This window comes from Rhodococcus aetherivorans, assembly GCF_025722975.1.
GTDB classification, from domain to species: Bacteria; Actinomycetota; Actinomycetes; order Mycobacteriales; family Mycobacteriaceae; genus Rhodococcus; species Rhodococcus aetherivorans.
Window position 1 is genome coordinate 4,978,593 of sequence record NZ_CP106982.1, and the last position, 22,209, is coordinate 5,000,801.

24 protein-coding genes and 2 pseudogenes are annotated in these 22,209 nt (G+C 72.1%); 14 read left to right on the forward strand and 12 right to left on the reverse strand.

What is annotated here, in order from left to right; genetic code table 11:
• The first annotated feature begins 71 nt into the window (after positions 1-71).
• Both OCS65_RS22705 and OCS65_RS22710 read left to right on the forward strand, forming a co-directional pair.
• Entirely contained in the window at positions 72-566 is a 495-nt protein-coding gene (locus tag OCS65_RS22705) for a flavin reductase family protein (RefSeq protein WP_006936074.1), read from the forward strand.
• A 37-nt stretch (positions 567-603) separates the two neighbouring features.
• Positions 604-1,359: a pyrimidine reductase family protein gene (locus OCS65_RS22710; protein ID WP_006936076.1), complete on the forward strand. Its 756-nt coding sequence runs from the start codon at positions 604-606 to the stop codon at positions 1,357-1,359.
• Here the strand turns inward: OCS65_RS22710 and OCS65_RS22715 are convergent.
• Positions 1,331-2,386 carry a carboxylate-amine ligase gene (locus OCS65_RS22715; protein WP_065922928.1) on the reverse strand — a complete coding sequence of 352 codons (1,056 nt, stop codon included), beginning with the start codon at positions 2,384-2,386 and terminating at the stop codon, positions 1,331-1,333. The genes OCS65_RS22710 and OCS65_RS22715 overlap by 29 nt on opposite strands.
• A gap of 80 nt (positions 2,387-2,466) precedes the next feature.
• Between OCS65_RS22715 and OCS65_RS22720 the strand changes: the two genes are divergently transcribed.
• Positions 2,467-2,955, forward strand: coding sequence for a CinA family protein (locus OCS65_RS22720; RefSeq protein ID WP_006936080.1), 489 nt, complete (start codon positions 2,467-2,469; stop codon positions 2,953-2,955).
• Here OCS65_RS22720 and OCS65_RS22725 read toward each other — a convergent pair.
• The gene (locus tag OCS65_RS22725) at positions 2,924-3,538 is read right to left on the reverse strand and encodes a TetR/AcrR family transcriptional regulator (RefSeq protein WP_029541848.1); all 615 of its coding nucleotides are present in this window, start codon (positions 3,536-3,538) and stop codon (positions 2,924-2,926) included. The two genes, OCS65_RS22720 and OCS65_RS22725, sit on opposite strands and share 32 nt — an antisense overlap.
• 82 nt (positions 3,539-3,620) lie before the next feature.
• Between OCS65_RS22725 and OCS65_RS22730 the strand changes: the two genes are divergently transcribed.
• A complete protein-coding gene (locus tag OCS65_RS22730; RefSeq protein ID WP_065922929.1) occupies positions 3,621-4,208 on the forward strand; it encodes a dihydrofolate reductase family protein in 588 nt (195 codons plus the stop codon).
• A gap of 32 nt (positions 4,209-4,240) precedes the next feature.
• Here OCS65_RS22730 and OCS65_RS22735 read toward each other — a convergent pair whose 3' ends face one another.
• Positions 4,241-6,040, reverse strand: coding sequence for an acyl-CoA dehydrogenase (locus OCS65_RS22735; RefSeq protein ID WP_065922930.1), 1,800 nt, complete (start codon positions 6,038-6,040; stop codon positions 4,241-4,243).
• Positions 6,041-6,163: 123 nt separating this feature from the next.
• Here OCS65_RS22735 and OCS65_RS22740 point away from each other — a divergent pair, with 123 nt between their 5' ends.
• The 4 genes from OCS65_RS22740 (at position 6,164) to OCS65_RS22755 (ending at position 9,192) form a co-directional block, all read left to right on the forward strand.
• Positions 6,164-6,799, forward strand: coding sequence for a TetR/AcrR family transcriptional regulator (locus tag OCS65_RS22740; RefSeq protein ID WP_006936086.1), 636 nt, complete (start codon positions 6,164-6,166; stop codon positions 6,797-6,799).
• Positions 6,796-7,491, forward strand: a complete 696-nt coding sequence (locus OCS65_RS22745) for a response regulator transcription factor (RefSeq protein WP_006936087.1) — start codon at positions 6,796-6,798, stop codon at positions 7,489-7,491. Before OCS65_RS22740 ends, OCS65_RS22745 begins: the two co-directional genes overlap by 4 nt.
• The gene (locus OCS65_RS22750; RefSeq protein WP_065922931.1) at positions 7,488-8,816 is read left to right on the forward strand and encodes a sensor histidine kinase; all 1,329 of its coding nucleotides are present in this window, start codon (positions 7,488-7,490) and stop codon (positions 8,814-8,816) included. The genes OCS65_RS22745 and OCS65_RS22750 overlap by 4 nt, the downstream gene beginning before the upstream one ends.
• Positions 8,817-8,904: 88 nt before the next feature.
• Positions 8,905-9,192, forward strand: coding sequence for a hypothetical protein (locus OCS65_RS22755; RefSeq protein ID WP_065922932.1), 288 nt, complete (start codon positions 8,905-8,907; stop codon positions 9,190-9,192).
• A gap of 77 nt (positions 9,193-9,269) precedes the next feature.
• Here the strand turns inward: OCS65_RS22755 and OCS65_RS22760 are convergent, their stop codons facing one another.
• From OCS65_RS22760 to bla, 5 genes and pseudogenes are all read right to left on the reverse strand, one after another.
• Positions 9,270-9,623 (reverse strand): FKBP-type peptidyl-prolyl cis-trans isomerase, encoded by a 354-nt coding sequence (locus OCS65_RS22760; RefSeq protein ID WP_373566478.1) that lies wholly within the window; start codon positions 9,621-9,623, stop codon positions 9,270-9,272.
• A gap of 21 nt (positions 9,624-9,644) precedes the next feature.
• Positions 9,645-9,995, reverse strand: a pseudogene (locus OCS65_RS22765) (FKBP-type peptidyl-prolyl cis-trans isomerase); the annotation flags it as partial.
• A gap of 26 nt (positions 9,996-10,021) precedes the next feature.
• On the reverse strand, positions 10,022-11,320 hold the full coding sequence (locus OCS65_RS22770) for a citrate synthase (RefSeq protein WP_084648665.1): 1,299 nt from the start codon (positions 11,318-11,320) through the stop codon (positions 10,022-10,024).
• 273 nt (positions 11,321-11,593) lie between these two features.
• Complete coding sequence (locus OCS65_RS22775) at positions 11,594-12,532, reverse strand: aldose 1-epimerase family protein (RefSeq protein WP_263507698.1); 939 nt, start codon at positions 12,530-12,532, stop codon at positions 11,594-11,596.
• Between the two features lie 24 nt (positions 12,533-12,556).
• Positions 12,557-13,447: a class A beta-lactamase gene (bla, locus tag OCS65_RS22780; protein WP_373566464.1), complete on the reverse strand. Its 891-nt coding sequence runs from the start codon at positions 13,445-13,447 to the stop codon at positions 12,557-12,559.
• Between bla and OCS65_RS22785 the strand changes: the two are divergent.
• Positions 13,410-13,628 (forward strand): annotated as a pseudogene (locus OCS65_RS22785) (serine hydrolase); the annotation flags it as partial. The gene bla and the pseudogene OCS65_RS22785 sit on opposite strands and share 38 nt — an antisense overlap.
• A 22-nt stretch (positions 13,629-13,650) precedes the next feature.
• Positions 13,651-14,568: an MBL fold metallo-hydrolase gene (locus tag OCS65_RS22790; protein ID WP_006936116.1), complete on the forward strand. Its 918-nt coding sequence runs from the start codon at positions 13,651-13,653 to the stop codon at positions 14,566-14,568.
• A gap of 4 nt (positions 14,569-14,572) precedes the next feature.
• Here the strand turns inward: OCS65_RS22790 and OCS65_RS22795 are convergent, their stop codons facing one another.
• Entirely contained in the window at positions 14,573-15,841 is a 1,269-nt protein-coding gene (locus tag OCS65_RS22795) for an MFS transporter (RefSeq protein WP_006936119.1), read from the reverse strand.
• The gene (pdxH, locus tag OCS65_RS22800; RefSeq protein ID WP_029541828.1) at positions 15,838-16,491 is read right to left on the reverse strand and encodes a pyridoxamine 5'-phosphate oxidase; all 654 of its coding nucleotides are present in this window, start codon (positions 16,489-16,491) and stop codon (positions 15,838-15,840) included. Before pdxH ends, OCS65_RS22795 begins: the two co-directional genes overlap by 4 nt.
• A 245-nt stretch (positions 16,492-16,736) precedes the next feature.
• Here pdxH and OCS65_RS22805 point away from each other — a divergent pair, with 245 nt between their 5' ends.
• The 4 genes from OCS65_RS22805 (at position 16,737) to OCS65_RS22820 (ending at position 20,998) form a co-directional block, all read left to right on the forward strand.
• On the forward strand, positions 16,737-17,864 hold the full coding sequence (locus OCS65_RS22805) for a citrate synthase 2 (RefSeq protein ID WP_006936122.1): 1,128 nt from the start codon (positions 16,737-16,739) through the stop codon (positions 17,862-17,864).
• A gap of 114 nt (positions 17,865-17,978) precedes the next feature.
• Positions 17,979-19,100: a phosphoserine transaminase gene (gene serC / locus OCS65_RS22810; protein WP_029541824.1), complete on the forward strand. Its 1,122-nt coding sequence runs from the start codon at positions 17,979-17,981 to the stop codon at positions 19,098-19,100.
• Positions 19,101-19,345: 245 nt separating this feature from the next.
• Entirely contained in the window at positions 19,346-20,233 is an 888-nt protein-coding gene (sepH, locus tag OCS65_RS22815; RefSeq protein ID WP_006936128.1) for a septation protein SepH, read from the forward strand.
• A 15-nt stretch (positions 20,234-20,248) separates the two neighbouring features.
• Positions 20,249-20,998 (forward strand): DUF6928 family protein, encoded by a 750-nt coding sequence (locus tag OCS65_RS22820; protein ID WP_420833215.1) that lies wholly within the window; start codon positions 20,249-20,251, stop codon positions 20,996-20,998.
• Positions 20,999-21,039: 41 nt separating this feature from the next.
• Here the strand turns inward: OCS65_RS22820 and OCS65_RS22825 are convergent, their stop codons facing one another.
• Together OCS65_RS22825 and OCS65_RS22830 are read right to left on the reverse strand one after the other, a co-directional pair.
• Positions 21,040-21,321, reverse strand: a complete 282-nt coding sequence (locus OCS65_RS22825) for a DUF2537 domain-containing protein (RefSeq protein WP_065922937.1) — start codon at positions 21,319-21,321, stop codon at positions 21,040-21,042.
• Entirely contained in the window at positions 21,318-22,124 is an 807-nt protein-coding gene (locus OCS65_RS22830) for a TrmH family RNA methyltransferase (protein WP_065922938.1), read from the reverse strand. The genes OCS65_RS22825 and OCS65_RS22830 overlap by 4 nt, the downstream gene beginning before the upstream one ends.
• Between the last annotated feature and the right edge of the window lie 85 nt (positions 22,125-22,209).

Consider the following 22,209-nt stretch of genomic DNA (forward strand, 5'->3'; position numbering starts at 1 on the left):
ACCCGTACACGGTGGGGACCAAACGCCGCAACCGGCCGGAACAGGAGGCCGGGCGGCGTAGGAATGAAGGCATGACGAGTGCACACAAGGTGTTCCATTCGATCGTCGGCCGCCTGGATCAACCGGTGTTCGTCGTCACCACCCGGGTCCTCGAGGAGCGCACCGGGTGCCTGGTGGGGTTCGCCACCCAGGCCAGCATCGACCCGCCCCGGTTCCTGGTGGGGTTGTCCACCTCGAACCGCACCTTCCGGGTGGCCACCGCCGCCGAGCATCTCGTCGTCCACGTACTGGGACGGGACCAGCTCCCCCTGGCGCGCCTGTTCGGCGGCGAGACGGGCGACGAGGTGGACAAGTTCTCGCGATGCGCGTGGCACGACGGCCCGCACGGCCTGCCCGTCCTCGACGGCGTCCCGGCGTGGTTCATCGGACGCGTCGTCGGCCGGGCCGCGCTGGGCGACCACGTCGGATTCCTGCTCGACCCGGACGGCGGGGAGTGCCACGGCGAACTGAACGACGTGATCCGGCACGGCGACGTCCGTGACCTCGACGCCGGGCACGCGCCCTGATTCCCCACGGCGCCGCGACGCGTGGTGTGATCGAGCGATGCGGCGCCTCGACGATCCGACCTGCCCGGCCCGTCCGCTCGACGACGACGAACTGCGGGCCCTCTACGCGTATCCGGCCGATCTGCGGTCGCCGTGGATCCGGGTCAACTTCGTCTCCTCCCTCGACGGGGCCGTCGCCGTGGAGGGCCGCTCGGGTGGGCTCGGCACACCGTCGGACAAGAAGGTGTTCGGGCTGCTGCGGGGCCTGGCCGACGTGATCGTCGTGGGCGCGGGCACGGCACGCGGCGAGAACTACGGCGGTGCCCGCACCAGCGCGGCGCTGCGGGAGCGGCGCCTCGAGGCGGGCCTGAGCGAGGTGCCGCCCGTCGCGGTCGTCACCGCCACATGCCACCTGGACCCCGGGTGCCGGTTGTTCACCGACACCACCGTCGCGCCGGTCGTCCTCACGTGCGAGACCGCGCCCGGGACCCGTCGTCGCTCTCTCGCCGCCGCCGGCGCGGACGTGCGGGTGATCGCCGAGCATTCGATCGACGGGCACGCGGTGCGCGACGCGCTGGCCGCGGCGGGCTGGACCCGCGCGCTGTGCGAGGGCGGGCCGCGGCTGTTCGGTCAGCTGATCGCCGACGGCGTGGTCGACGACCTGTGCCTCACGCTGGCGCCGCTGCTCGCCGCAGGTCCGGAGGGACGCATCGCCACCGCCCCGCAGACGGCGGTGACGTCGATGCGGCCCGCCCACGTCCTCGCCGACGACGACGGCACGGTCCTCACCCGGTGGATACGCGGGGAGCGGTGACGGGGTGGGGCCCCGCCAGGAGCTTCTGCACCACGTCGAGATCGCCGTGCGCCCGCAGCGTCGGCGCGACGCGGTCCAGCAGGCGGGCGAGCATGTCCCGGGCCGGGATCCGGGTGCCGGTGTGCACGTCCACCGCCGGGCCGTCGAGACCGTACCGGGCGGCGCTCCACACCGCCGCCGCACCGAGGTCCGGCTCGACCGGCCGCACCTCGACGCCACGGCGCAGATCGCCGAGAGCGGCGCCGACCAGGCCCCGGCCCAGGGCCGCCTGCAGGACCGTGCCGTCGACCGTTGGGGCGGTGTCGGCCGCGCGGATCTCCACCGTCGGCACGTGGACCGACGGCCGGGCGAGCCAGAACGTCATCCGGGAGTCGAGCAGCACCCCGGCGTCGACCAGGCGGGCGACGAGAGCGGCGGCGTGCTGCGCCGAACGCAGGTACGGGGGCAGACCGAAGCCGGGAAACCGGCTCTGCTGCACGATGCGCCAGCTCGCGTAGCCCGTGTCGCGGCCGCCGTGCCGCGGGGAGTTGGCGCCGAGCGCGACGAGCGTGGGCAGCCACGGGGTCAGATGGTTCACCACGGCTGCCGCGGTGTCGCGGTCGGCGACGCCGACGTGCACGTGGCAGCCGCAGGCGTGGTAGTCGTCGACCAGCGCGCGGTACCGCTCGGCGATGGCGGCCCGCCGACCCGCCGCGACGAGGGTGCCGGGTCCGGCGTCGGACTCGGGGACCCCGACGGCGGCGAACCGCAGCCCGCATCGGCGGGCTGCGGCGTCGAGCGCGGAGCGGGACGAGGTCAGCCGGGTCCGCAGCTCCGCGAGGGTCCGGCACACCCCGCCCACGGCCTCGATCTGGGTCGGGTGCAGTTCGCCGACGAACGTCACCCCGGGTACCCCCGGAAGCCGGCCGCACACCGCGTCGAACCCCGGCGCGGGGTGACCCGTCGCCGGGTCGACGAGGAGGAATTCCTCCTCCACGCCCATGGTGACGCCGTCGCCCGGCGCCGCGCCGGAGGTTTCGGGGTTCATGGTTGCGGGCTACCCGTTGCCGCCGGCGGCGACACGCCGGCCGGTAGAGTCCGGACAGCATCCGGCGGAAGGAGTTCCCCATGCCCGACGACGTTCCCGAAGGATCCGCACGGTCCAGCGCGACGGCCGAGCGGATCGGCGAGCTCGCCGCCGACCGCGATCTGACCGTCGCGTGCGCGGAGTCGCTCACCTCCGGCGCCCTGGCCGCCCGGCTGGGCGCCGCGCCGGGCAGCGCAGGGTGGTTCCGGGGCGGCATCGTCGCCTATTCCCGGGCCGTGAAGCACTCGCTGCTGCGGGTGCCGGAGGGCCCGGTGGTCTGCGAGGCGGCGGCGCGCGCCATGGCCGAGTCGACGGTCGAACTGCTCGGCGCCGACCTCGCGGTGGCGGTGACCGGGGCGGGCGGCCCGGACAGCCAGGACGGGCAGGAGCCGGGCACGGTGTGGTTCGCCGTGGCCGGGCGCGGGCCGACGCACGCCGAGGAGAAGTTCTTCCCGGGGGAGCCCGAGGACGTGCTGGCCGAAACGGTCTTTCACGCGCTCACTCTGCTCGCGGACCGCGCGGCGAGCTGAGCGGGCCGGTGCCCGCCCGGCCGAGCAGGCGGGTGACGAGTTCGGTGACGAGTTCGTCGGGTGTGGCGTCGGCACCGATCGAGGTGGTGAGCAGGTCCAGCAGCAGCCCGTCGACCGCGTAGTGCAGCAGGGCGACCTCGAGCGCGGTGGCGGGTAACTGTGCGGCGTCGTTGAATTCGACGTCGAGCCGATAGTTGCGGGAGAGCGTCGCGCCGAGCACCTCGGCGAGTCCCGGGCTTCTGCGGGACTCGAGGCGCAGTTCCATCAGGGCGACGGTCAGGTCCGGCTGGGCGGTGGTGCGCTCGACGAGGTATCGCATGTAGTCGATGTAGAGGTCGACGCTCGGGGTCCGGCCGGCGAGCGCCTCGAGCCGGTCCGGGTCGGGGGCGAGCCGCTCGAAGATGCGCGCACCGAGGGCGCCGAGCAGTTCGTCCCGCGTCGGAAAGTAGTTCGCGCAGGTGCCCAGGGGCACTCCTGCCTCCCGGTCGACGGCGCGGTGGGTCAGCTTGCGGGCGCCGTCCGCGCCGAGCACGCGCAGGCCGGCATCCGCGAGCTGTGCTCGGCGCTCCGGATTCGCTGCCATGAAAAAACTCTAGCATCGACTACAACACCTGTTGTAGTTTGACCACCACAGGTGTTGTAGTCGACGATCCGAGGAGCCCTTCGTGCGAAAACTGACCTACTACGTCGCGACCACGCTCGACGGCTTCGTCGCCGACCCGGCCGGCGGATTCGACTTCTTCCCGGTCGAGGGCGACCACATGGGATACCTCCTGCGGGAGTTTCCGGAGACGTTTCCGGTCCACGCCCGCGGACCCCTCGGAATCGAGGGACCACCGAAGCACTTCGACGCCGTCGTGATGGGCCGGCGCACGTGGGAGCCCGCCCGCGCCGCCGGGCTGACGAGCGCGTACCCGCACCTGCGACAGTACGTGTTCACCACGACGATGACCCAGGCGCCGGACGAGACGGTCACGCTCGTGGCCACCGATCCGCTCGAGTACGTGCGCGACCTCAAACGCCAGGAGGGACTGGGAATCTGGCTGTGCGGCGGGGGCTCGCTCGCCGGGGCGCTGTTGCCCGAGATCGACGAACTGGTGCTGAAGGTGAACCCGATCGTCGTCGGCGACGGAATCCCGTTGTTCCGCCGCGGGTTCGAGCCGCACCGCTTCACCCGGCTCGAGACGAAGACCTTCGACAGCGGCGTCACGGTGTGCCGCTTCGCGTCCGGTGTGTCCTTTGGGCGGCCCTGACCGCCCAAAGGACACACCGGCGGCGCAGCCGCCTAGAGCCAGGCGGGATCGGTGTCGAGCGTGGTCCGGTCCAGGCTGTCGAGCAGGTCGAACTGCGGACCCGTCTTCGGCAGTTCGAACGCGAAGAAGTATCGGGCGGCGGCACGCTTGCCGTCGTAGAAGCCGCCCTCCCGGGTCCCGGCCGCGAGGAGCTGTTCGAGCCACATCCACGAGACGATCACATGCCCGACGGCCTCGAGATACACCGACGAATTCGCCAGCGCCACCTCGGGATCGCCGGTCGACCACAGCCGTGCGGTGGTCGCCGCGACACGCGTCACCGCCGCCTGCAGCTGCCCGGCGTAGCGGGCCGCGTCGCCCCCGGCGTCGACGGCCCGCGCGACGGTCCGCCCGATCGTCTCGCCGAGCAGCGCCAGCCCCGCCCCGCCCTGCATGACCACCTTGCGCCCGAGCAGGTCCAGCCCCTGGATGCCGTGCGTACCCTCGTGAATGGGGTTGAGGCGGTTGTCCCGGTAGAACTGCTCGACGTCGAATTCGCGGGTGTAGCCGTAGCCCCCGTGCACCTGGATCGCCAGGCTGTTCGCCTCGAGGCACCACTGCGACGGCCAGGACTTCGCGACGGGGGTGAGCATGTCGAGCAGCAGCCCGGCGCGGGTGCGGGCCTCCTCGTCCTCGGCGGTCTGCTGCTCGTCGACGAGCGTCGAGCAGTACAGCCCCAGCGCCAGCGCGCCCTCGACGTAGGCCTTCTGCGCGAGCAGCATCCGGCGCACGTCGGCATGCTCGATCAGCGGCACGGGCGGCGACGACGGGTCCTTGTCCCCGAGGGGGCGGCCCTGGGTGCGGGTGCGGGCGTACTCGAGGGACTGCAGGTAGCCGGCGTAGCCGAGCGACGTGGCGAGGAACCCGACGCCGATGCGGGCCTCGTTCATCATGTGGAACATGTACGCCAGGCCCTTGTGCGGCTCGCCGAGCAGGTAGCCGACGGCGCCGGCGCGACCGCCGGGGGTGAAGGTGCCGTCGCCGAAGTTCAGCAGCGTGTTGGTGGTGCCGCGGTTGCCCATCTTGTGGTTGAGACCGACGAGGGCGACGTCGTTGCGCTCGCCGAGCTGCCCGTCCCCGCCGACGAGGATCTTCGGGACGATGAACAGCGAGATGCCCTTGACCCCCGCCGGACCACCGGGAATCTTCGCCAGCACGAGATGGACGATGTTCTCGGACAGCTCGTGGTCGCCGCCGGAGATCCACATCTTGGTGCCGGTGAGCCGGTAGCTGCCGTCGTCCTGCGGCACGGCCTTGGTGGTGATGTCCGCCAGCGACGATCCGGCCTGCGGCTCGGACAGGCACATGGTGCCGAAGAACCGGCCCTCGAGCAGGGACGGCACGTACGTGGCGATCTGCTCCTCGCTGCCGTGGGTGGCGATGAGGTTGGCGTTGCCGACGGTGAGGAACGGGTAGGACGAGGTGCCGGCGTTCGCGGCCTGGAACCAGGCCATCGCCGCACGCAGCACGGTGACCGGCAGCTGCATGCCGCCGAGTTCCTCGTCGAACGAGGACCCGATGAGCCCGGCCTTGGCGAACAGCTCCAGCGCCGCCTTGACCTCGGGGATGATCTCGACCTTGCCGTCGTCGCCGATCCGCGGCTCCTGGGCATCCGCCTTCTTGTTGTGCGGCGCGAAGTGCTTGGTGGCCATGTCCGCACTGAGGTCGAGGACGGCGTCGAACGTCTCCCGTGAGTGCTCGGCGAACCGCGTCCGCGCGGTGAGGGACTCGACGTTCAGCCACTCGTAGAGCAGGAAGTCGAGGTCACGCCGGGACAGGACGGGAGCGGGCATGGAGGTTCCTTTCACAGTGCCACGGATTCACTCAGCGGCCACAGATTCACTAAGCGCTCACTTAGTACAGCAACGACGGTGCATGATGTCAACGGACCAGCACGGCGACGGAGAGACCCCAGCATGATCGACACGCCCATCACCGACCGGGACGACCTCACCGGCATCTTCACCGAGGTCGAATCCGACGTCGCGCGTCGTCTCATCGGCTCGGCCGTGGAGTCCTTCGCCCGTCGCGGCTACCACGCCACCACCACCCGTGACATCTCCGTCGGCGCAGGCCTGAGCCCGGCCGCACTGTACGTGCACTTCAAGTCCAAGGAGGAGGTGCTGTTCGAGGCCAGCCGCATCGGGCACCAGCACGTCCTCGACGCCGTCGTCGCCGCGGCCGCCTCCGCCACCGAGCCGGCCGACCGGATGCGCGCGATCGTGGACGGCTTCGTGCGCACCCACGCCGTGCACCACACCGTCTGCCGGGTGGCGCAGTACGAACTGCACGCCCTCACCCCGGAGCACTACCGGACGATCGCCGCGATCCGCCGCGACACCGACGCCGTGATCCGTGCCGAGATCGAGAACGGCATCGCGGCCGGGGTGTTCACCGTCCGCGACGTGCCGACCACCGCCCTCGCGATCCTGTCCCTCGGCATCGACGTCGCTCGCTGGTACCAGCCGGGCCGTATCGACGTCGACACGCTCGCGGGCAACTACGTCGAGCTCGTCCTCGGCATGCTCGGCGCGGGCACAATGCAGGGGTGACCGAGCCAGCCACCGTCCTCGTCGTCGACGACGACGAGGACGTCCTCGCCTCCCTGCAGCGCGGGCTGCGCCTGTCGGGGTTCGACGTGCTCACCGCCGCGAGCGGCACCCAGGCGCTCGACGTCGTCGCCCGGCACCGCCCCGATGCGATGGTGCTCGACATGAACATGCCGGTCCTCGACGGCACCGGCGTGGTCACCGCCCTGCGCGCCGGCGGTCACGACATCCCGATCTGCGTGCTCAGCGCGCGCAGCACCGTCGACGACCGCATCGCCGGGCTCGAGTGCGGCGCCGACGACTACCTGACGAAGCCGTTCGTGCTCGCCGAGCTCGTCGCGCGGATCCGGGCGATGCTGCGGCGCAGCGTGCCGGGCGCTCCCGGCGCCGGCTCCGTCGTCCGGGTCGGCGGGCTCGAACTCGACACCGCGGGCCGCCGGGTGCGCATCGACGGCAGCGACGTGGAGCTGACCAAGCGCGAGTTCGAACTGCTCGAGGTGCTCGCCCGCAACGCGGGCATCGTCCTGAGCCGCGACCGCCTGCTGACCCTGGTGTGGGGCTACGACTTCGACGCAGACACCAACGTCGTCGACGTGTTCGTCGGCTACCTGCGCCGCAAGCTCGAGGCCGGCGGGCGGCCACGGCTGGTGCACACCGTGCGCGGGGTGGGCTTCGTGTTGCGGGATCAGGCGTGACACACCGTTTCTCGCTGCGTGCACGGGTCGCCGCGGCCACGGCGCTCGGCACCACGCTCGTCGTCGCGGTCCTGGGCGTGCTCGTCGCGCTGGCGATCACCCGGAACAACCTCGCGCAGCTCGACCGCCGCCTCGAGACGGCGACACAGGTGCTGGTCGCCAACGCCGGCACCGCCGGTCTGTTCCTGCCCGCCCTGGGCGACGCCGGCGCCTTCGCCGTCACCATCCGCACCGAGTCCGGGCGGTTGCTCAGCAGCACCCCGACCGAACTGCCGGTCCTCTCCCCCGGCGCCCACACCGTCGACCTCGGCGGCACCGCCTACCGGACGTACACCGCGCCGACCGACCGGGTGCCCTCGCTCCTGTCCGTCGCCGTGCCCTACGCCGAGGCGCAGGACATCACGACCGAGCAGCACCGTCAGCTCGCCGTCGCCGGTGCGATCGCCGTCGCGGTCGCCACGGCCCTCGGCTGGGTGTTCGGCGGGCGGGCCGTGCGTCCCCTGGTGGATCTCACGCGCCGGATCGCGGCCCGCGAACCGACGCTCGCGCCGCGGCGCTCCGGCATCCGCGAGGCCGACGAGCTCGCCGCCGCGGCCGGCGACATGCTCAGCGACGTCGCCCGCGCCCAGGCCGCCACCGACGCCGCCCTCGCCACGGCGCGGGACTTCGCGGCTGCCGCCGCCCACGAGCTGCGGACCCCGCTGACCGCCATGCGCACCGACCTCGAGGTGCTCTCCACCCTGGACGCGACCGGCGACGTCCTGAGCGTCGAGGAGCGCACCCAGATCCTCGCCGACCTCACCCGGACGCAGAGCCGCGTCGAGTCCACTCTCGACGACCTCGAGCGGCTCGCCCGCGGCGACCTGTCCACCTCCCGGGACTTCGTGCCCACCGACCCGGTGGAGATCTGTGACGCCGCGGCCGCCGATGCGATGAGCCGGCATCCCGGCGTGCAGATCGAGGTGGTCGGCGAGACGGGACGCGAGATCCGGGCGCTGCCGAGCGGACTGCGGCTCGTCGTCGACAACGCCGTGGCCAACTCGGTGCGGCACGGCCACGCCCGCCGGATCCGGCTGGCGGTCACCGCCGACGGCACCGACACCGTGCTCACCGTCGACGACGACGGCCGCGGGGTGCCCGCCGACGAGCGCGGCGTGGTGTTCGAGCGGTTCCGCCGGGGCAGCGGCGCCGCCAGGGGCGGCTCCGGGCTGGGGCTGGCGCTGGTGGCGCAGCAGGCGGCGCTGCACGGCGGCGCGGCGCGGCTGGAGGCGAGCCCGCTCGGCGGGGCACGGCTGACGGTGCGGCTCGCCGGATCGGCGGGGTGAACGTTTTCCACCCCTCGGGTCACTACGACGCGGGACGGGGCGGGCGCAGGATCGTAGGCAGCCCCTCCACCGATCCCAGGAGATCCGAATGTCGAAGAGCCGCAAGCTGATCGTCACCGCCGCCCTGATCGTCCTGCCGGTCCTCGGCGGTGCCGGGACCGCAGCCGCGTCCTCGGACCACCGCGACGACCACGACCGCCGCGACCGTCACGACCGCGGTTGCGCCATCACGCATTTCGACAGGAACGGCAACTTCCAGCGCACCGAGTTCCGCAACCACGGCTCCCGGTTCGACGGGCGGATCTGCCGCAGCGACGACCAGTGGCACTTCCTCGACAGCGGCGACATCGCCCCCACCCCCTTCGTCCGGCACTGACTCCCGCGGGAATCCCCCGCATGCGACGGAGCCCCGCATCGCGACAGGCGATGCGGGGCTCCGGCCGTGGGCGGGACCTACTCGGTGCCGAGGAGGTCGATGACGAAGACCAGGGTCTTGCCGCCGAGCGGGTGCCCGGACCCGGCCGGGCCGTAGGCGAGCTGCGGGGGCACCGTCAGCTTGCGGCGACCGCCGATCTTCATGCCGGGGATGCCCTCCTGCCAGCCGGGGATGAGCCGGCCGAGCGGGAACTTGACGGACTCGCCGCGGGCGAACGAGGAGTCGAACACCTCGTTCGTGTCGTACTCGACGCCGTGGTAGTGCACGTCGACGACCGACCCGGGCTGCGCCTCGGGCCCGTCCCCGACGGTGATGTCCTCGATCACGAGCTCGGCGGGAGCCGGGCCGGTCGCCGGCTCGATCTCCGGCACCTCGGGCTTGGCCTCCACCCCGAGCAGATCGATGACGAAGACCAGGGTCTTGCCGGCGAGACGGTGACCCGAGCCGGCCGGGCCGTACGCCATCTCCGGCGGGATCGTCAGCTGCCGGCGGCCACCGACGCGCATGCCGGGGATGCCCTCCTGCCAGCCGGCGATCAGGCCGCTGAGCGGGAAGGTGATGGATTCGCCGCGGCTCCACGACGAATCGAACTCCTCGCCGGAGTCGAACTCGACGCCGACGTAGTGGACCTCGACCTTGGCTCCGGGCGTCGCCTCGGCGCCCTCGCCGACGGTGAGGTCCTTGACGACCAGGCCGGTCGGGGCGGGACCCTCCTGGAACTCGATCTCGGGCTTGCTGCTCATGTATCGGTCTTCCGGTAGGGGACGGGTCAGCGTGCGTCGATGCTGTTGTAGTCGCGCTCGGTGTAACCGGTGTAGATCTGCCGCGGGCGGCCGATCTTCAGCGTCGGGTCGGAGTGCATCTCGCGCCAGTGCGCGATCCAGCCCGGCAGGCGGCCGAGTGCGAACAGCACCGTGAACATGCGGGTCGGGAAGCCCATCGCCCGGTAGATCAGACCGGTGTAGAAGTCGACGTTCGGGTACAGCTTGCGCTCGATGAAGTAGTCGTCGGTGAGCGCAGCCTCCTCGAGGGCCTGCGCGATGTGCAGCAGGTCGTCGTCGCCGCCCAGCTTGGCGAGCAGGCTGTCGGCGGTCTTCTTCACGATCGCCGCACGCGGATCGTAGTTGCGGTAGACGCGGTGTCCGAAGCCCATGAGCTTGACGCCGTCTTCCTTGTTCTTGACCTTGCGGACGAACTCCTTGACGTCGCCCCCGCTGGTCTTGATCTCGTTGAGCATCTCGAGCACGGCCTGGTTGGCGCCACCGTGCAGCGGGCCCCACAGCGCGTTGATGCCGCCGGAGATCGAGGTGAACAGGTTGGCGTCGGAGGAACCGACGAGCCGCACCGTGGAGGTCGAGCAGTTCTGCTCGTGGTCGGCATGCAGGATCAGCAGCATGTCGAGGGCCTGGGCGATCTCGGGATCGACCTGGTACGGCTCCGCCGGGAAGCCGAAGGTCATGCGCAGGAAGTTCTCGACCAGGTTCAGCGAGTTGTCCGGGTACAGGAACGGCTGACCGACGGACTTCTTGTAGGCGTAGGCCGCGATGGTCGGCAGCTTGGCCATCAGCCGGATGGTGGACAGCTCCACCTGCTCCGGGTCGTCGGGATCGAGCGCGTCCTGGTAGTACGCCGACAGGGCGTTGACGGCGCTGGAGACGACGGGCATCGGGTGCGCGTTGCGCGGGAAGCCGTCGAAGAAGCGCTTGAGATCCTCGTGCAGCAGCGTGTGCCGGCGGATCTTGTCGGTGAAGACCTCGAGCTGCTCCGCGGTGGGCAGCTCACCGTAGATCAGCAGGTAGCTGACCTCGATGAACGTGGACTTTTCCGCCAGCTGCTCGATGGGGTATCCGCGGTACCGCAGGATGCCCTTCTCCCCGTCGATGAAGGTGATGGCCGACGTGGTGGAGGCGGTGTTGACGAAACCGGGGTCAAGGGTGGTGTACCCGGTCTCCGCAAGGAGCTTGCCCAGCTCGATGCCGTCGTTGCCTTCCGTCGCCTTGGCGATAGACATTGTGTGCTCGCCACCGGGGTAGCTGAGGGTGGGTCGGGTGTCATTCTCAGCGGGCACGAAGGATCCCTCTCAAGCTCAGATCAACGCGATTCTTCCGAACATTCACGTAGAACCTAGCCCTTGCGCAGGCCATGTGCCCAGGGAGGGTCCGTCGAAGGTCCCGGATCGCGCCGGATCGGCGGTGTGCCACGAGGGCACCGAAACCGTCGGTCGTGCCCCCCGCAACGGCGCTCACCTGCGTCGATATTGCATATCACGTTCCCTGCGCCGTCGCGGTGAGCGCCCGTCGGCGTGTCCGCACCGCCGGTGCACCGGCGGTGCGGGAACCGGTCAGGCGGCCGGCAGGGCGGTCAGGCCCCACCGGCCCGTCCACGTCTCCCCGGGCTGCAGCACGACGAGATCGATGCCGAGATTGAAGGCGTCCGGCGGACACGTCATCGGCTCGAGCGCCAGGGCCCGCCCCCGCCCCGGATATTCGAGCTCGGGGACGGCACCGGCGGTGAACACCTGCAGCCAGGCGAACTCGCGCCCGGCCCACAGTTGCACGCCCCTGCCGTCCGGGCCCCGCAGGTCGTGCCGGGCCCGGCCGTCCACGTCCACGTCCAGCGCGCTGTAGGGGGCCTCGAGCTCGCTCCCGCGCAGCGGCCGCGGCGCGGTGAAGTCGAACTCGGTGCCCTCGACCGGCTGGGAGTACGCGTTCGGCAGTCCGCGCCCGGGGTCGAGCGGCAGCCGGGTGCCGGCGGCCAGGCGCAGCGTGCACTCGTCGAGCGGGGCGTCGCCCGCACGCACGTAGGGATGCACCCCGAGCCCGAACGGCGAGTGGTAGCCGCCCACGTTGGTGGCGGTGTGCGTGACGGTGAGCCCGTCGTCGCCCACCTCGTGGGTCGCGGTGAGCCGCAGCTGGTACGGCCACCCCTTGTGCAGCCCCACATCCAGCGCCTGCTCGATGCGAGAATCGTTGTGGGAAACCAGAACCCAGTCTCGATGCCAGGCGAACCCGTGCACCGCGTTGCCGCGTTCGGGTTCGGTGAGCGCGAGCTGATGCTCGATGCCGTCGAAGTAGAAGTGCCCGTCCCGGATGCGGTTCGGCCACGGGGCGAGCACCGTGCCGGAGCGCAGCGGGGGCCGCTCGTTCTCCGGCCAGCTCTCCGTCAGCCGGTACGGCCCGGTCGCCGATTCGTGCTCGAGCACCCGCAGGGCCGCCCCCGAGCTGGAGACCTCCGCGCGGTACCCGCCCCCTCGGATCCGGTAGTTCTTCGGATCGGACATGGGCCCAGTGTCCCGCGGACGGACTCAGCGGGTCAGGGATTCGACGATCACGGCTGTGGCCTCGGCGATCGCGGCGTTGTCGTGCGTGGCGTCCGGCAACCCGGTGACCGAGTCGCTGAGGAGCACGAGCACGAGCGGCGAACCGTCCGGGGACCACAGCACCCCGGCGTCGTTCACGGTGCCGTACCGGCCGGCCCCGGATTTGTCGGCCGCGGTCCAGCCGGCCGGCAGCCCCGCCCGGATGCGCTGCCCGGAGGTGACACTCGCCCGCATCCAGTCCGTCAGGGTCTGCTGTCCCGCCGCGGGCAGGCCGGACCCGAGCAGCAGCTCCCGGTAGCCGCGCGCGAGACCGGACGCGGTGGAGGTGTCGCGCACGTCGCCGGGCTCGGCGCTGTTGAGCTCGGGCTCCCAGCGGTCGAGGGTCGTGGCGGTGTCGCCGAGCGACCGGGCGAAGGCGGTCACGGCGGTGGGCCCGCCCGGCCGCCGCAGCAGGAGGTTGCCGGCGGTGTTGTCGCTGCGGGTCAGGGCGGCGTCGCACAGTTGCGCCAGCGTCAGGGTCCGGCCCTGCGCCTCGGAGGTGACGGGCGAATTCTCGACGATGTCCGCAGGATCGACCGGAACCGTGTCGTCGAGCCGCAGACTGCCCTGCGATTCGAGCCGCAGGATCGCGGCGGCCGCGTACACCTTGAACGTCGAGCACATTGCGAACCGGTCGTCGGCCCGGCGGGCGTACGTCAGCCCGCGCCCCGGATCGTGGGCGAGCACGCCGAGCCGGACCCGGCGACGCTCCTCGAGGTCGGCGAGCACCGCGTCGAGCCGGGCGAACCGAGCGCCGGCCTCCGGCCCCGGCGGCGGCACCGTCGCCTCGGTGCGCGCGCCGCACCGCGGCGTGTCGGTGGCGGGCAAGACCGGCACCGTCGGCGTGATCCGCAACGAGGTCGCCGTCGTCGAGTTCCCGCACGAACAGCCCGTCGCGGTGGCGGTCTTCACCCGGGCCGCGCGCGTGGACCCGGTACTGCCGGTCGTCGACGCCGCGATCGCCGAGGCCGCCCGCATCGCGGTCACCGAGCTGCGTCGTCCGGCGCCGCACGAGTGATTCCCGCGCCTACGATGACCGGATGCGACTGCGCCTCGGCCGCCCGGACCTCGCCGCCTACGCCGACCGGTTCGACGTCCCCGCAGCGACGGCGGCGTCCCGCCCGGCCGTGACGTTCCTCGGCGTTTCCACCCTGCTCGTCGACGACGGCACCGACGCGCTGCTCACCGACGGCTTCTTCACCCGGCCGGGCCTCGGCGCCGTCGCGCTGGGCCGGCTCGCACCCGACCCGGCCCGGATCGACGCGTGCCTGGCCCGCGCCGGCGCGTCCCGGCTCGCGGCCGTGCTGCCCGTCCACAGCCACTTCGATCACGTGCTCGATTCCGCGGTCGTCGCCGAGCGGACGGGTGCGGTACTCGTCGGCGGCGAGTCCACCGCGAACGTCGGGCGCGGGCACGGCCTTCCACCGGAGCGGATCGTCGTCGCCACCCCCGGTGAGCCGCTGCGGTTCGGCGGGTTCACCGTCACGCTCGTCGCGTCGGAGCACTGTCCGCCCGACCGATACCCGGGCACGATCGACGCGCCCGTGGTCCCGCCCGCACGGGCTGCGGCGTATCGGTGCGGCGAGGCGTGGTCGACGTTCGTCGCGCACGCCGACGGCCGTACCCTGCTGATCCAGGGCAGCGCCGGATTCCGGCCCCGGGCGCTGGCCGGCCGGCGCGCCGACGTCGTCTATCTCGGCGTCGGCCAACTCGGCGTGCAGAGCGAGGAGTACATCCGCACCTACTGGGCGGAGACCGTCGGCACGGTCGGCGCGCGGCGGGCGGTGCTCGTGCACTGGGACGACTTCTTCCGCCCGCTCGACCGGCCGCTGCGCGCGCTGCCCTACGCCGGCGACGATCTCGACGTCACCATGCGGGTCCTCGGCGGGCTCGCCGAACGCGACGGCGTACGCCTGCACCTGCCGCAGGTGTGGCGGCGCGAGGATCCCTGGAGGTAACCGATCAGCGGATCGTGCGGTCGACCCGGTACCGCACGAACGCGGGGAAGGCGAGCACGCACACCAGCACACCGACCACGACGAGCACTCCCCCGCCCGCCGCGGCGATCGCGGTGCCCACCAGCGCGGCCGCGCCGCCGTGCAGGACGTCGCCGATGCGGGGTCCGCCGGCGACAACGACGATGAACACGCCCTGTAGCCGGCCGCGCATCTCGTCGGTGGCGACGGACTGCAGCATCGTCGAGCGGAACGCCGCCGAGACCATGTCGACCGCGCCGCCGAACGCCAGGAACGCCAGCGCGATCCACAGCCACACCGCGGTGCCGCCCGGTTCGGCCGCGCCCACCGCGACGCCGAAGCCGATCATCGCCAGGCCCCAGGCGACGATGCACACGATCACTGCCAGGCCCTGCCGGCGCACCCGCGGCAACCACCCCGAGAACACGCCGCCGAGCACCGCGCCGACCGACATCGCCGCGAACAGCAGGCCGAGCGCGAGCCCGCCCTGCGCGGGATCCCCGAACGAATCGTGGGCGATCTGCGGGAACAGTGCCCGCGGCATGCCGAACACCATCGCGACGATGTCGACGACGAACGAGGCGAGCAGGATCTTCTGTGTGGACAGGTAGCGGAACCCGTCGAGCACCTCGCGCAGGCCCGCCCGCCGGGCCTGCCCGGTCGGCGGGATCGGCGGCAGCGCGAGCACCGCCCACAGCGTCGCGAGCAGCGCGACGGTGTCGATCAGGTACAGGGTGGGCAGGCCGAGCACGGGGATCAGGGCGCCCGCGAGCAGCGGCCCGGCGATGGCGCCGAACTGCATCACCGTCATGTTCAACGAATTGGCCGCCGCCAGTTGGCCCTTCGGGATGAGTCGCGGGATCACGGCGCCGCGCGTCGGCTGGTTGACCGCGAAGCAGGCCTGCTGCAGCGACAGCAGCACCAGCACCAGCCACACGTTCCCGAGGCCCGCGGCGGCCTGCGCCCACAGCAGCAGCGACGTCACCCCCATGCCCACGGTGGTGAGCGTGAGCAACCGGCGCCGGTCCATCACGTCGGCCAGGGCCCCGCCCCACAGCCCGAACACCACGAGCGGCACGAGGGCGAACACGCCGGTCAGGCCCACGTACGCGGAGTTGCGGGTGATCTCGTAGATCTGTTGCGGCACGGCGACCACGCTGAGCTGGGCACCGATGACCGTGACGATGCCGGCGGTCCACAACCGGCGGTAGTCGCGATTCTCGAGCGGTGTGGTGTCGGCGAGCAGTCGCCTCACGGCTGCAGACGCTCGGTGATCCACCGCCCGTCGACCAGCCGGGTCCGGACCCGGTTGTGCAGGCGGTTGGGGCGGCCCTGCCAGAACTCGGCCGACTCGGGACGGATCCGCAGCCCACCCCAGTGCGGCGGCACCGGGATCTCGGCGTCCATGCCGTAGCGCTCCGCGACCTCGATGAGGGCGTGCTCGAGCGCGGCCCGCGACTCGATCGGCCGGGACTGCTGCGACGCCCACGCGCCGAGTCGGGAGCCGCGGGGCCGGGAGTGCCAGTACTCGGTGGTCTCGTGCTCGCCGACCCGCTCGACGGGTCCGCGCACGGTGACCTGGCGGAAGATCGGGATCCAGGTGAACGTGGCCGACGCGTAGGGCGTCGCGGCGAGCTGCCGGCCCTTGTCGGAGTCGTAGTTGGTGAAGAAGGTGACCCCGTCCGCGTCGACGCCCTTGCACAGCACGGTGCGGGTGACGGGCCGCCCGTGCTCGTCGACGGTGCCGAGCACCATCGCGTTCGGCTCGGGCAGCCCGGCCGCGGCGGCGTCGACGAGCCAGCGGCGCAGCAGCGGCAGCCACCCGTCGGCGAGCCACTCGGGCTCGAGATCCTCGTCGGCGGCGGAGGCGCCCTGCGGGCCGGCGGGGGTGTAGTCGACACGCATCGAGGCCAGGTCGGCGTGCTCGGCCGCACCCGGAGGCAGTCCCTCGGCGCTCTCGGCGCCGGGCTGTGGATCGGTGGACACGATGCTCGACGCTACTCCTGGGTATCCCATCGCTGAGCGTCCAGTCCGGGGGACTACAGTCGCACCGACGAACGGAGTGGGGCGCCGATCACATCCGCCGAGTCCCGCTTCACCGGCAGTGCTGCCCGGACCGGGTTGCACCGAACGAGGAGAGCCCAACCGTCATGGCATCGCGCGCGTCTGTACCCGAGGATTTCGTCGCCGGCCTCGAAGGCGTGGTCGCCTTCACCAGTGATATCGCCGAACCCGACAAGGACGGCGGTTCGCTGCGCTACCGCGGCGTCGACATCGAGGACCTCGTCACGCGCGGGGTGACGTTCGGGGACGTGTGGGCGCTGCTGGTCGACGGGAAGTTCGGCCAGGGCCTGCCCCCGGCCGAGCCGTTCCCGCTGCCGATCCACACCGGCGACGTCCGCGTCGACGTCCAGGCCGGCCTGGCGATGCTCGCCCCGATCTGGGGCTTCGAGCCGCTCCTCGACATCGACGACGCCACCGCCCGCGAGAATCTCGCCCGCGCCGCCGTGATGGCACTGTCCTACGTCGCGCAGTCCGCGCGCGGCATCTACCAGCCCGCCGTGCCGCAGAAGCGCATCGACGAGGCCGCGACCGTCACCGAGCGGTTCATGGTGCGGTGGAAGGGTGAGCCCGACCCGGCGCACGTCGCCGCGATCGACGCGTACTGGGTCTCGGCGGCCGAGCACGGCATGAACGCCTCCACCTTCACCGCCCGCGTCATCGCCTCCACCGGCGCCGACGTCGCCGCCGCGCTGTCCGGTGCGGTCGGCGCGATGTCCGGCCCGCTGCACGGCGGCGCCCCCGCCCGCGTGCTGCCGATGATCGAGGAGACCGAGCGCACCGGCGATGCCCGCGCGCTGGTCAAGGGCATCCTCGACCGCAAGGACAAGCTGATGGGCTTCGGCCACCGCGTCTACCGCGCCGAGGACCCGCGGGCGCGGGTGCTGCGCGACACCGCCAAGCGGCTGAACGCCCCGCGCTACGAGGTCGCCGCGGCGCTCGAACAGGCCGCCCTCGCCGAGCTGCGCGAGCGTCGCCCCGATCGCGCCATCGAGACCAACGTCGAGTTCTGGGCCGCGGTGATCCTCGACTTCGCCGAGGTCCCGGCCGCGATGATGCCGGCGATGTTCACCTGCGGCCGCACCGCCGGCTGGTGCGCGCACATCCTCGAGCAGAAGCGCCTGGGCAAGCTGGTGCGCCCGGCCGCGATCTACACCGGCCCGGACCCGCGCAGCCCCGAGAGCGTCGAGGGCTGGGACTCCATCACCCACAACTGACCCGCGAGCCGGGCGGACGGCCCCTGCGCCGGGCGCCCGTCCGTCCGGCCGCCCGACGGGGGCCGTCTAGACTACCGGTGCACTCGTTCCTCGACGTTTAGGACACGCATACCGATGGCTGACGCTACACCGATCATTCCCGCCGACCTCAAGCCCGCAGACGGCCGCTTCGGCTGCGGCCCCTCCAAGGTTCGCCCCGAGCAGCTGCAGTCCCTGGTCGAGGTCGGTGCCTCGGTGTTCGGTACCAGCCACCGGCAGAAGCCCGTCAAGGACGTCGTCGCCCGCATCCGCTCGGGTCTGCGCGAGCTGTTCTCCCTGCCCGACGGTTACGAGGTGGTGCTGGGCAACGGCGGCACCACCGCGTTCTGGGACGCGGCCGCGTTCGGCCTGATCCGCGAGAAGTCGCAGCACTTCACCTACGGCGAGTTCTCGTCGAAGTTCGCCACGGTCGCCAAGAAGAACCCGTTGATCGGTGACCCGATCGTCGTGGACAGCGCGCCGGGCACCGCACCGGAGATCGTCGCCGACGGCTCGGCCGACCTCATCGGCTGGGCCCACAACGAGACCTCGACCGGTGTCGCGGTGCCCGTCACCCGCCCGGCCGGCTCCGGGAACGCCCTCATCGCCATCGACGCGACGTCCGGTGCCGGCGGTCTGCCCGTCGCCGCGGAGGACTTCGACGTCTACTACTTCGCGCCGCAGAAGTGCTTCGCCGCCGACGGCGGCCTGTGGATCGCGCTGATGAGCCCGGCCGCGCTCGAGCGGGTGGACGAGATCAAGGCCTCGGGCCGCTTCACCCCCGAGTTCCTGTCGCTGCCGATCGCCGTCGACAACAGCACCAAGGATCAGACGTACAACACCCCGGCGGTGGGCACGCTGCTGCTGCTGGCCGACCAGATCGAATGGATGAACGGCAACGGCGGCCTGGAGTGGACCACCGCCCGCACCAAGGACTCGTCGTCGCGGCTGTACGAGTGGGCCGAGGCCTCCGAGTACGCCACCCCGTTCGTCGCCGATCCGGCGCTGCGCTCGCAGGTGGTCGGCACCGTCGACTTCGCCGACTCGGTGGATGCCGCGAAGGTCGCAAAGATCCTGCGCGCCAACGGGATCGTCGACACCGAGCCGTACCGCAAGCTGGGCCGCAACCAGCTGCGCATCGGCATGTTCCCGGCCATCGACCCCGAGGACGTCACCCAGCTGACCAAGTGCGTCGACTGGGTGGTCTCGCAGATGTAGGGCGGTAGCGCAACCGTTCGGGGCGGGGTCGGATCCGGGTCGGGTCCGGCCCCGCTCGCCGTCTCGCACACCTCCCAAACTCTCGACGAGTAGTAGAGACTTTCGGGGAAACCTTGGACAATAGCGCCACGTCGACGGATTCGTGCCACAGGGTCCCCCGGCGTGTCGGCGTGTCCTGCTCCGCAGGGGTCACGAGTCCGTTACAGTCGGGCGGGTCAATCGCGATTCCCCGCGAGGAGGTCATGGTGCGAGAGCTTCGAGTGGTCGGCCTCGAGCCCGACGGAACGCACGTCGTGCTTGCCGATCCCGAAAACGGCGACAGATTCCGCATCCCGATCGACGACACGCTCCGCGCCGCCTCCCGCGGTGACCTCGCCCGCCTCGGGCAGATCCAGATCGAGACCACCAGCCAGCTGCGCCCCCGCGAGATCCAGGCCCGCATCCGCTCCGGCGCGTCCGTCGAGCAGGTCGCCGAGGAGGCCGGGATCCCGCTCGCGAAGGTGGAGCGGTTCGCCTACCCGGTGCTGCTCGAACGCTCCCGCGCGGCCGAGATGGCCCAGCAGGGACATCCGGTGCGCCCGGACGGCCCGGCCGTGCACACCCTCGCCGAGATCGTCGCCCAGGCGTTCCGGGCGCGAGGGCACAGCATCGACGCCGCCACGTGGGACGCGTGGCGCGACGACGAGGGCCACTGGGTGGCTCAGCTGCAGTGGGCCGCCGGCCGGTCCACCAACACCGCGCACTGGCGCTACCAGCCCGATGCGCACGGCGGCACGATCCTCCCGCTCGACGACACCGCCACCGAGCTGATCGACCCGGACTGCGGGCGGCCGCTGCGCTGCCTCACGCCGGTGTACACGGCGCGCGACGTCGACGACAGCGGAGACAACGACGGGCCCGACCGGGAGGACGTCGTCGCCGAGGCGATCACCCTCGATCCGCCGCCCGCGGTGATCGACGCGGAGGTCGAGGAGGTCCGGCCCATGGCGTCGAGCCTGCCCGAGCCCGACGCGGAGGAGGACCGGCCGAAGCTGGCGCCGCAGCAGAGCCCGGGCAAGGACAAGCGGGGCAAGCCCGCCCTCCCCTCGTGGGACGACGTGCTGCTCGGCGTGCGCAGCAACGGGCGCGTCTGAGGTTCGGGCCCACCGATGGTGGCGGCGGCCGTGTCGACCATCTGGTACGTCGACGCCCCCGACCCCGGTGCGGTGCTGCGCGCCGCGCGGGCCGACCGGAAGACGGCCCACGCACTCGTCGGGCGGCTGCACCCCGGGATGTCGTCCGAGCCGCTGGACCGGGTGCCGCTCGCGCAGGCCGCGGCCGGTGACCCCGGCCGGGTCTACGTGGGCAGCTTCCCCGGGGTGACGGTGGTGTGCAGCCCGGACCTCGCGGCCACGCGTCCGTCGCAGCTACCCGAAAGCTGGAGGCGCACCGTCGCTTCCGAAAACACCTACCTCGTCGTGTCGGACCCCACCGGGGCCCGCGGCGCCGTCGGGGCCTGGCGGCGCGGCATGCTGCGACGGGCGTTCGACGCCACGCCCGTCGACATCGCCGAGGACGACGGCCTGCCGTTCGTGTGGGAGCGGCCGTTCTGGGGTGGGGAGTTCCCCATCCGCTGGCCGCTGGACGTGCTGCCCGATCCGCAGGCGCTGCCGTTCCACCCCCGCCGGTTCGCCGAGGCCGCCAACTCCGCGTGGCTCGGGTTCCGCTACACGGGCCGCGCCGGCGGCGAGCTCGACCCCCACGAGATCGAGGTGTGGGGCTTCGAGGTGTACCGCGAGGGCGAGCGACCGCCCACCGCACGCGACGAGCCGGCCCGCCCGCCCGCGCGACGGTGGTGGTGGCCGCGACGGACCTCCGCACGCGGTCGCGCGCTGTCCGGTCACCCGCACGCCGAATAGCCAGCCGGTCCGTCCGGTGTCGCGCGCGGCTGCGGAGCCGCTCAGAACGTCGTCACGCCGAGCAGCACGATCCAGCCGACCGGAACTCCGGCCGCGACACCTGCGACGATCCACCGCCACAGCGGCACCCGCCGCCACCACCACAGGGTCGGGGCGATCCCGGCCGCGGCGACGAGGTTGACGATCACCGCGAGCAGGGGGTGCACGCGCCCGAGCTCGAGCCCGAACGCGACGATCGTGACGACGGTGACGACGAGGGCGAAGCCCGTCAGCGTCAGCCCCGTCGACCACGGCGTCGACGGGGCGCGCAGGGGTGCGATCACCGCGGGAGCCGTACCCGCTCGTAGAACGCCATCGCCGCGGCCGTGGCGACGTTGAGCGAGTCGGTGCCCGGCGCCATCGGAATGCGTGCCCGCACGTCCGTCGCGCGCATCGCGTGCTCGGTCAGCCCCGGGCCCTCGGCGCCGAGGAGCAGGGCGACCTTCTCCCCCGTCATGGCCTCGGCCAGCGGCACGGCCTCGGGATTCGGCGTGAGCGAGATGAGCTGGAAGTCCCGCGCCCGCAACCGGTCCAGGTCGTACGGCCACCGCTCGACGTGGGCGAACGGAACCCGCAGCACGTGCCCCATCGACACCCGCACCGCCCGCCGGTACAGCGGGTCGGCGCAGCCCTTGCCGAACAGGACGGCATCGACGCCCAGGCCGGCGGCGTTGCGGAACATCGAGCCGAGGTTCTCGTGGTCGTTCACGCCCTCGAGCACCGCGACGGTGGTGGCCTTCTCGAGGACGTCGTCGAGGTCGAGCGCCGGCGGCCGGTGCGCCGCGGCGAGTACCCCGCGGTTGAGATGGAAGCCGACGACCTCGGCCATCACCTCGGCCGAGGTGCGGTAGAACGGCACGTCGACGTCGCGCAGGTCGTCGGCGAGTTCACCGAGACGGCGATCCACCCCGAGCAGGCCGCCCGGCGCGAACCGCGAATCGAGCATCCGCTGCACGACGAGCACGCCCTCCGCGATCACCAGGCCCTTGCCCGCGGGCAGGTCCGGCCGGCGATCCGACGAGTTGAGGTCTCGGAAGTCGTCCAGCCGGGGGTCGGCGGGATCCAAGATGTCGATGACGTGAACCACGCCGTCGATTCTCCCAGGTCGCACCGGAGTCTCGTCGGCGGGTTCTCGCTCCGCGCTACCCCGTGCCGTCCGGGCGCAGACTCGT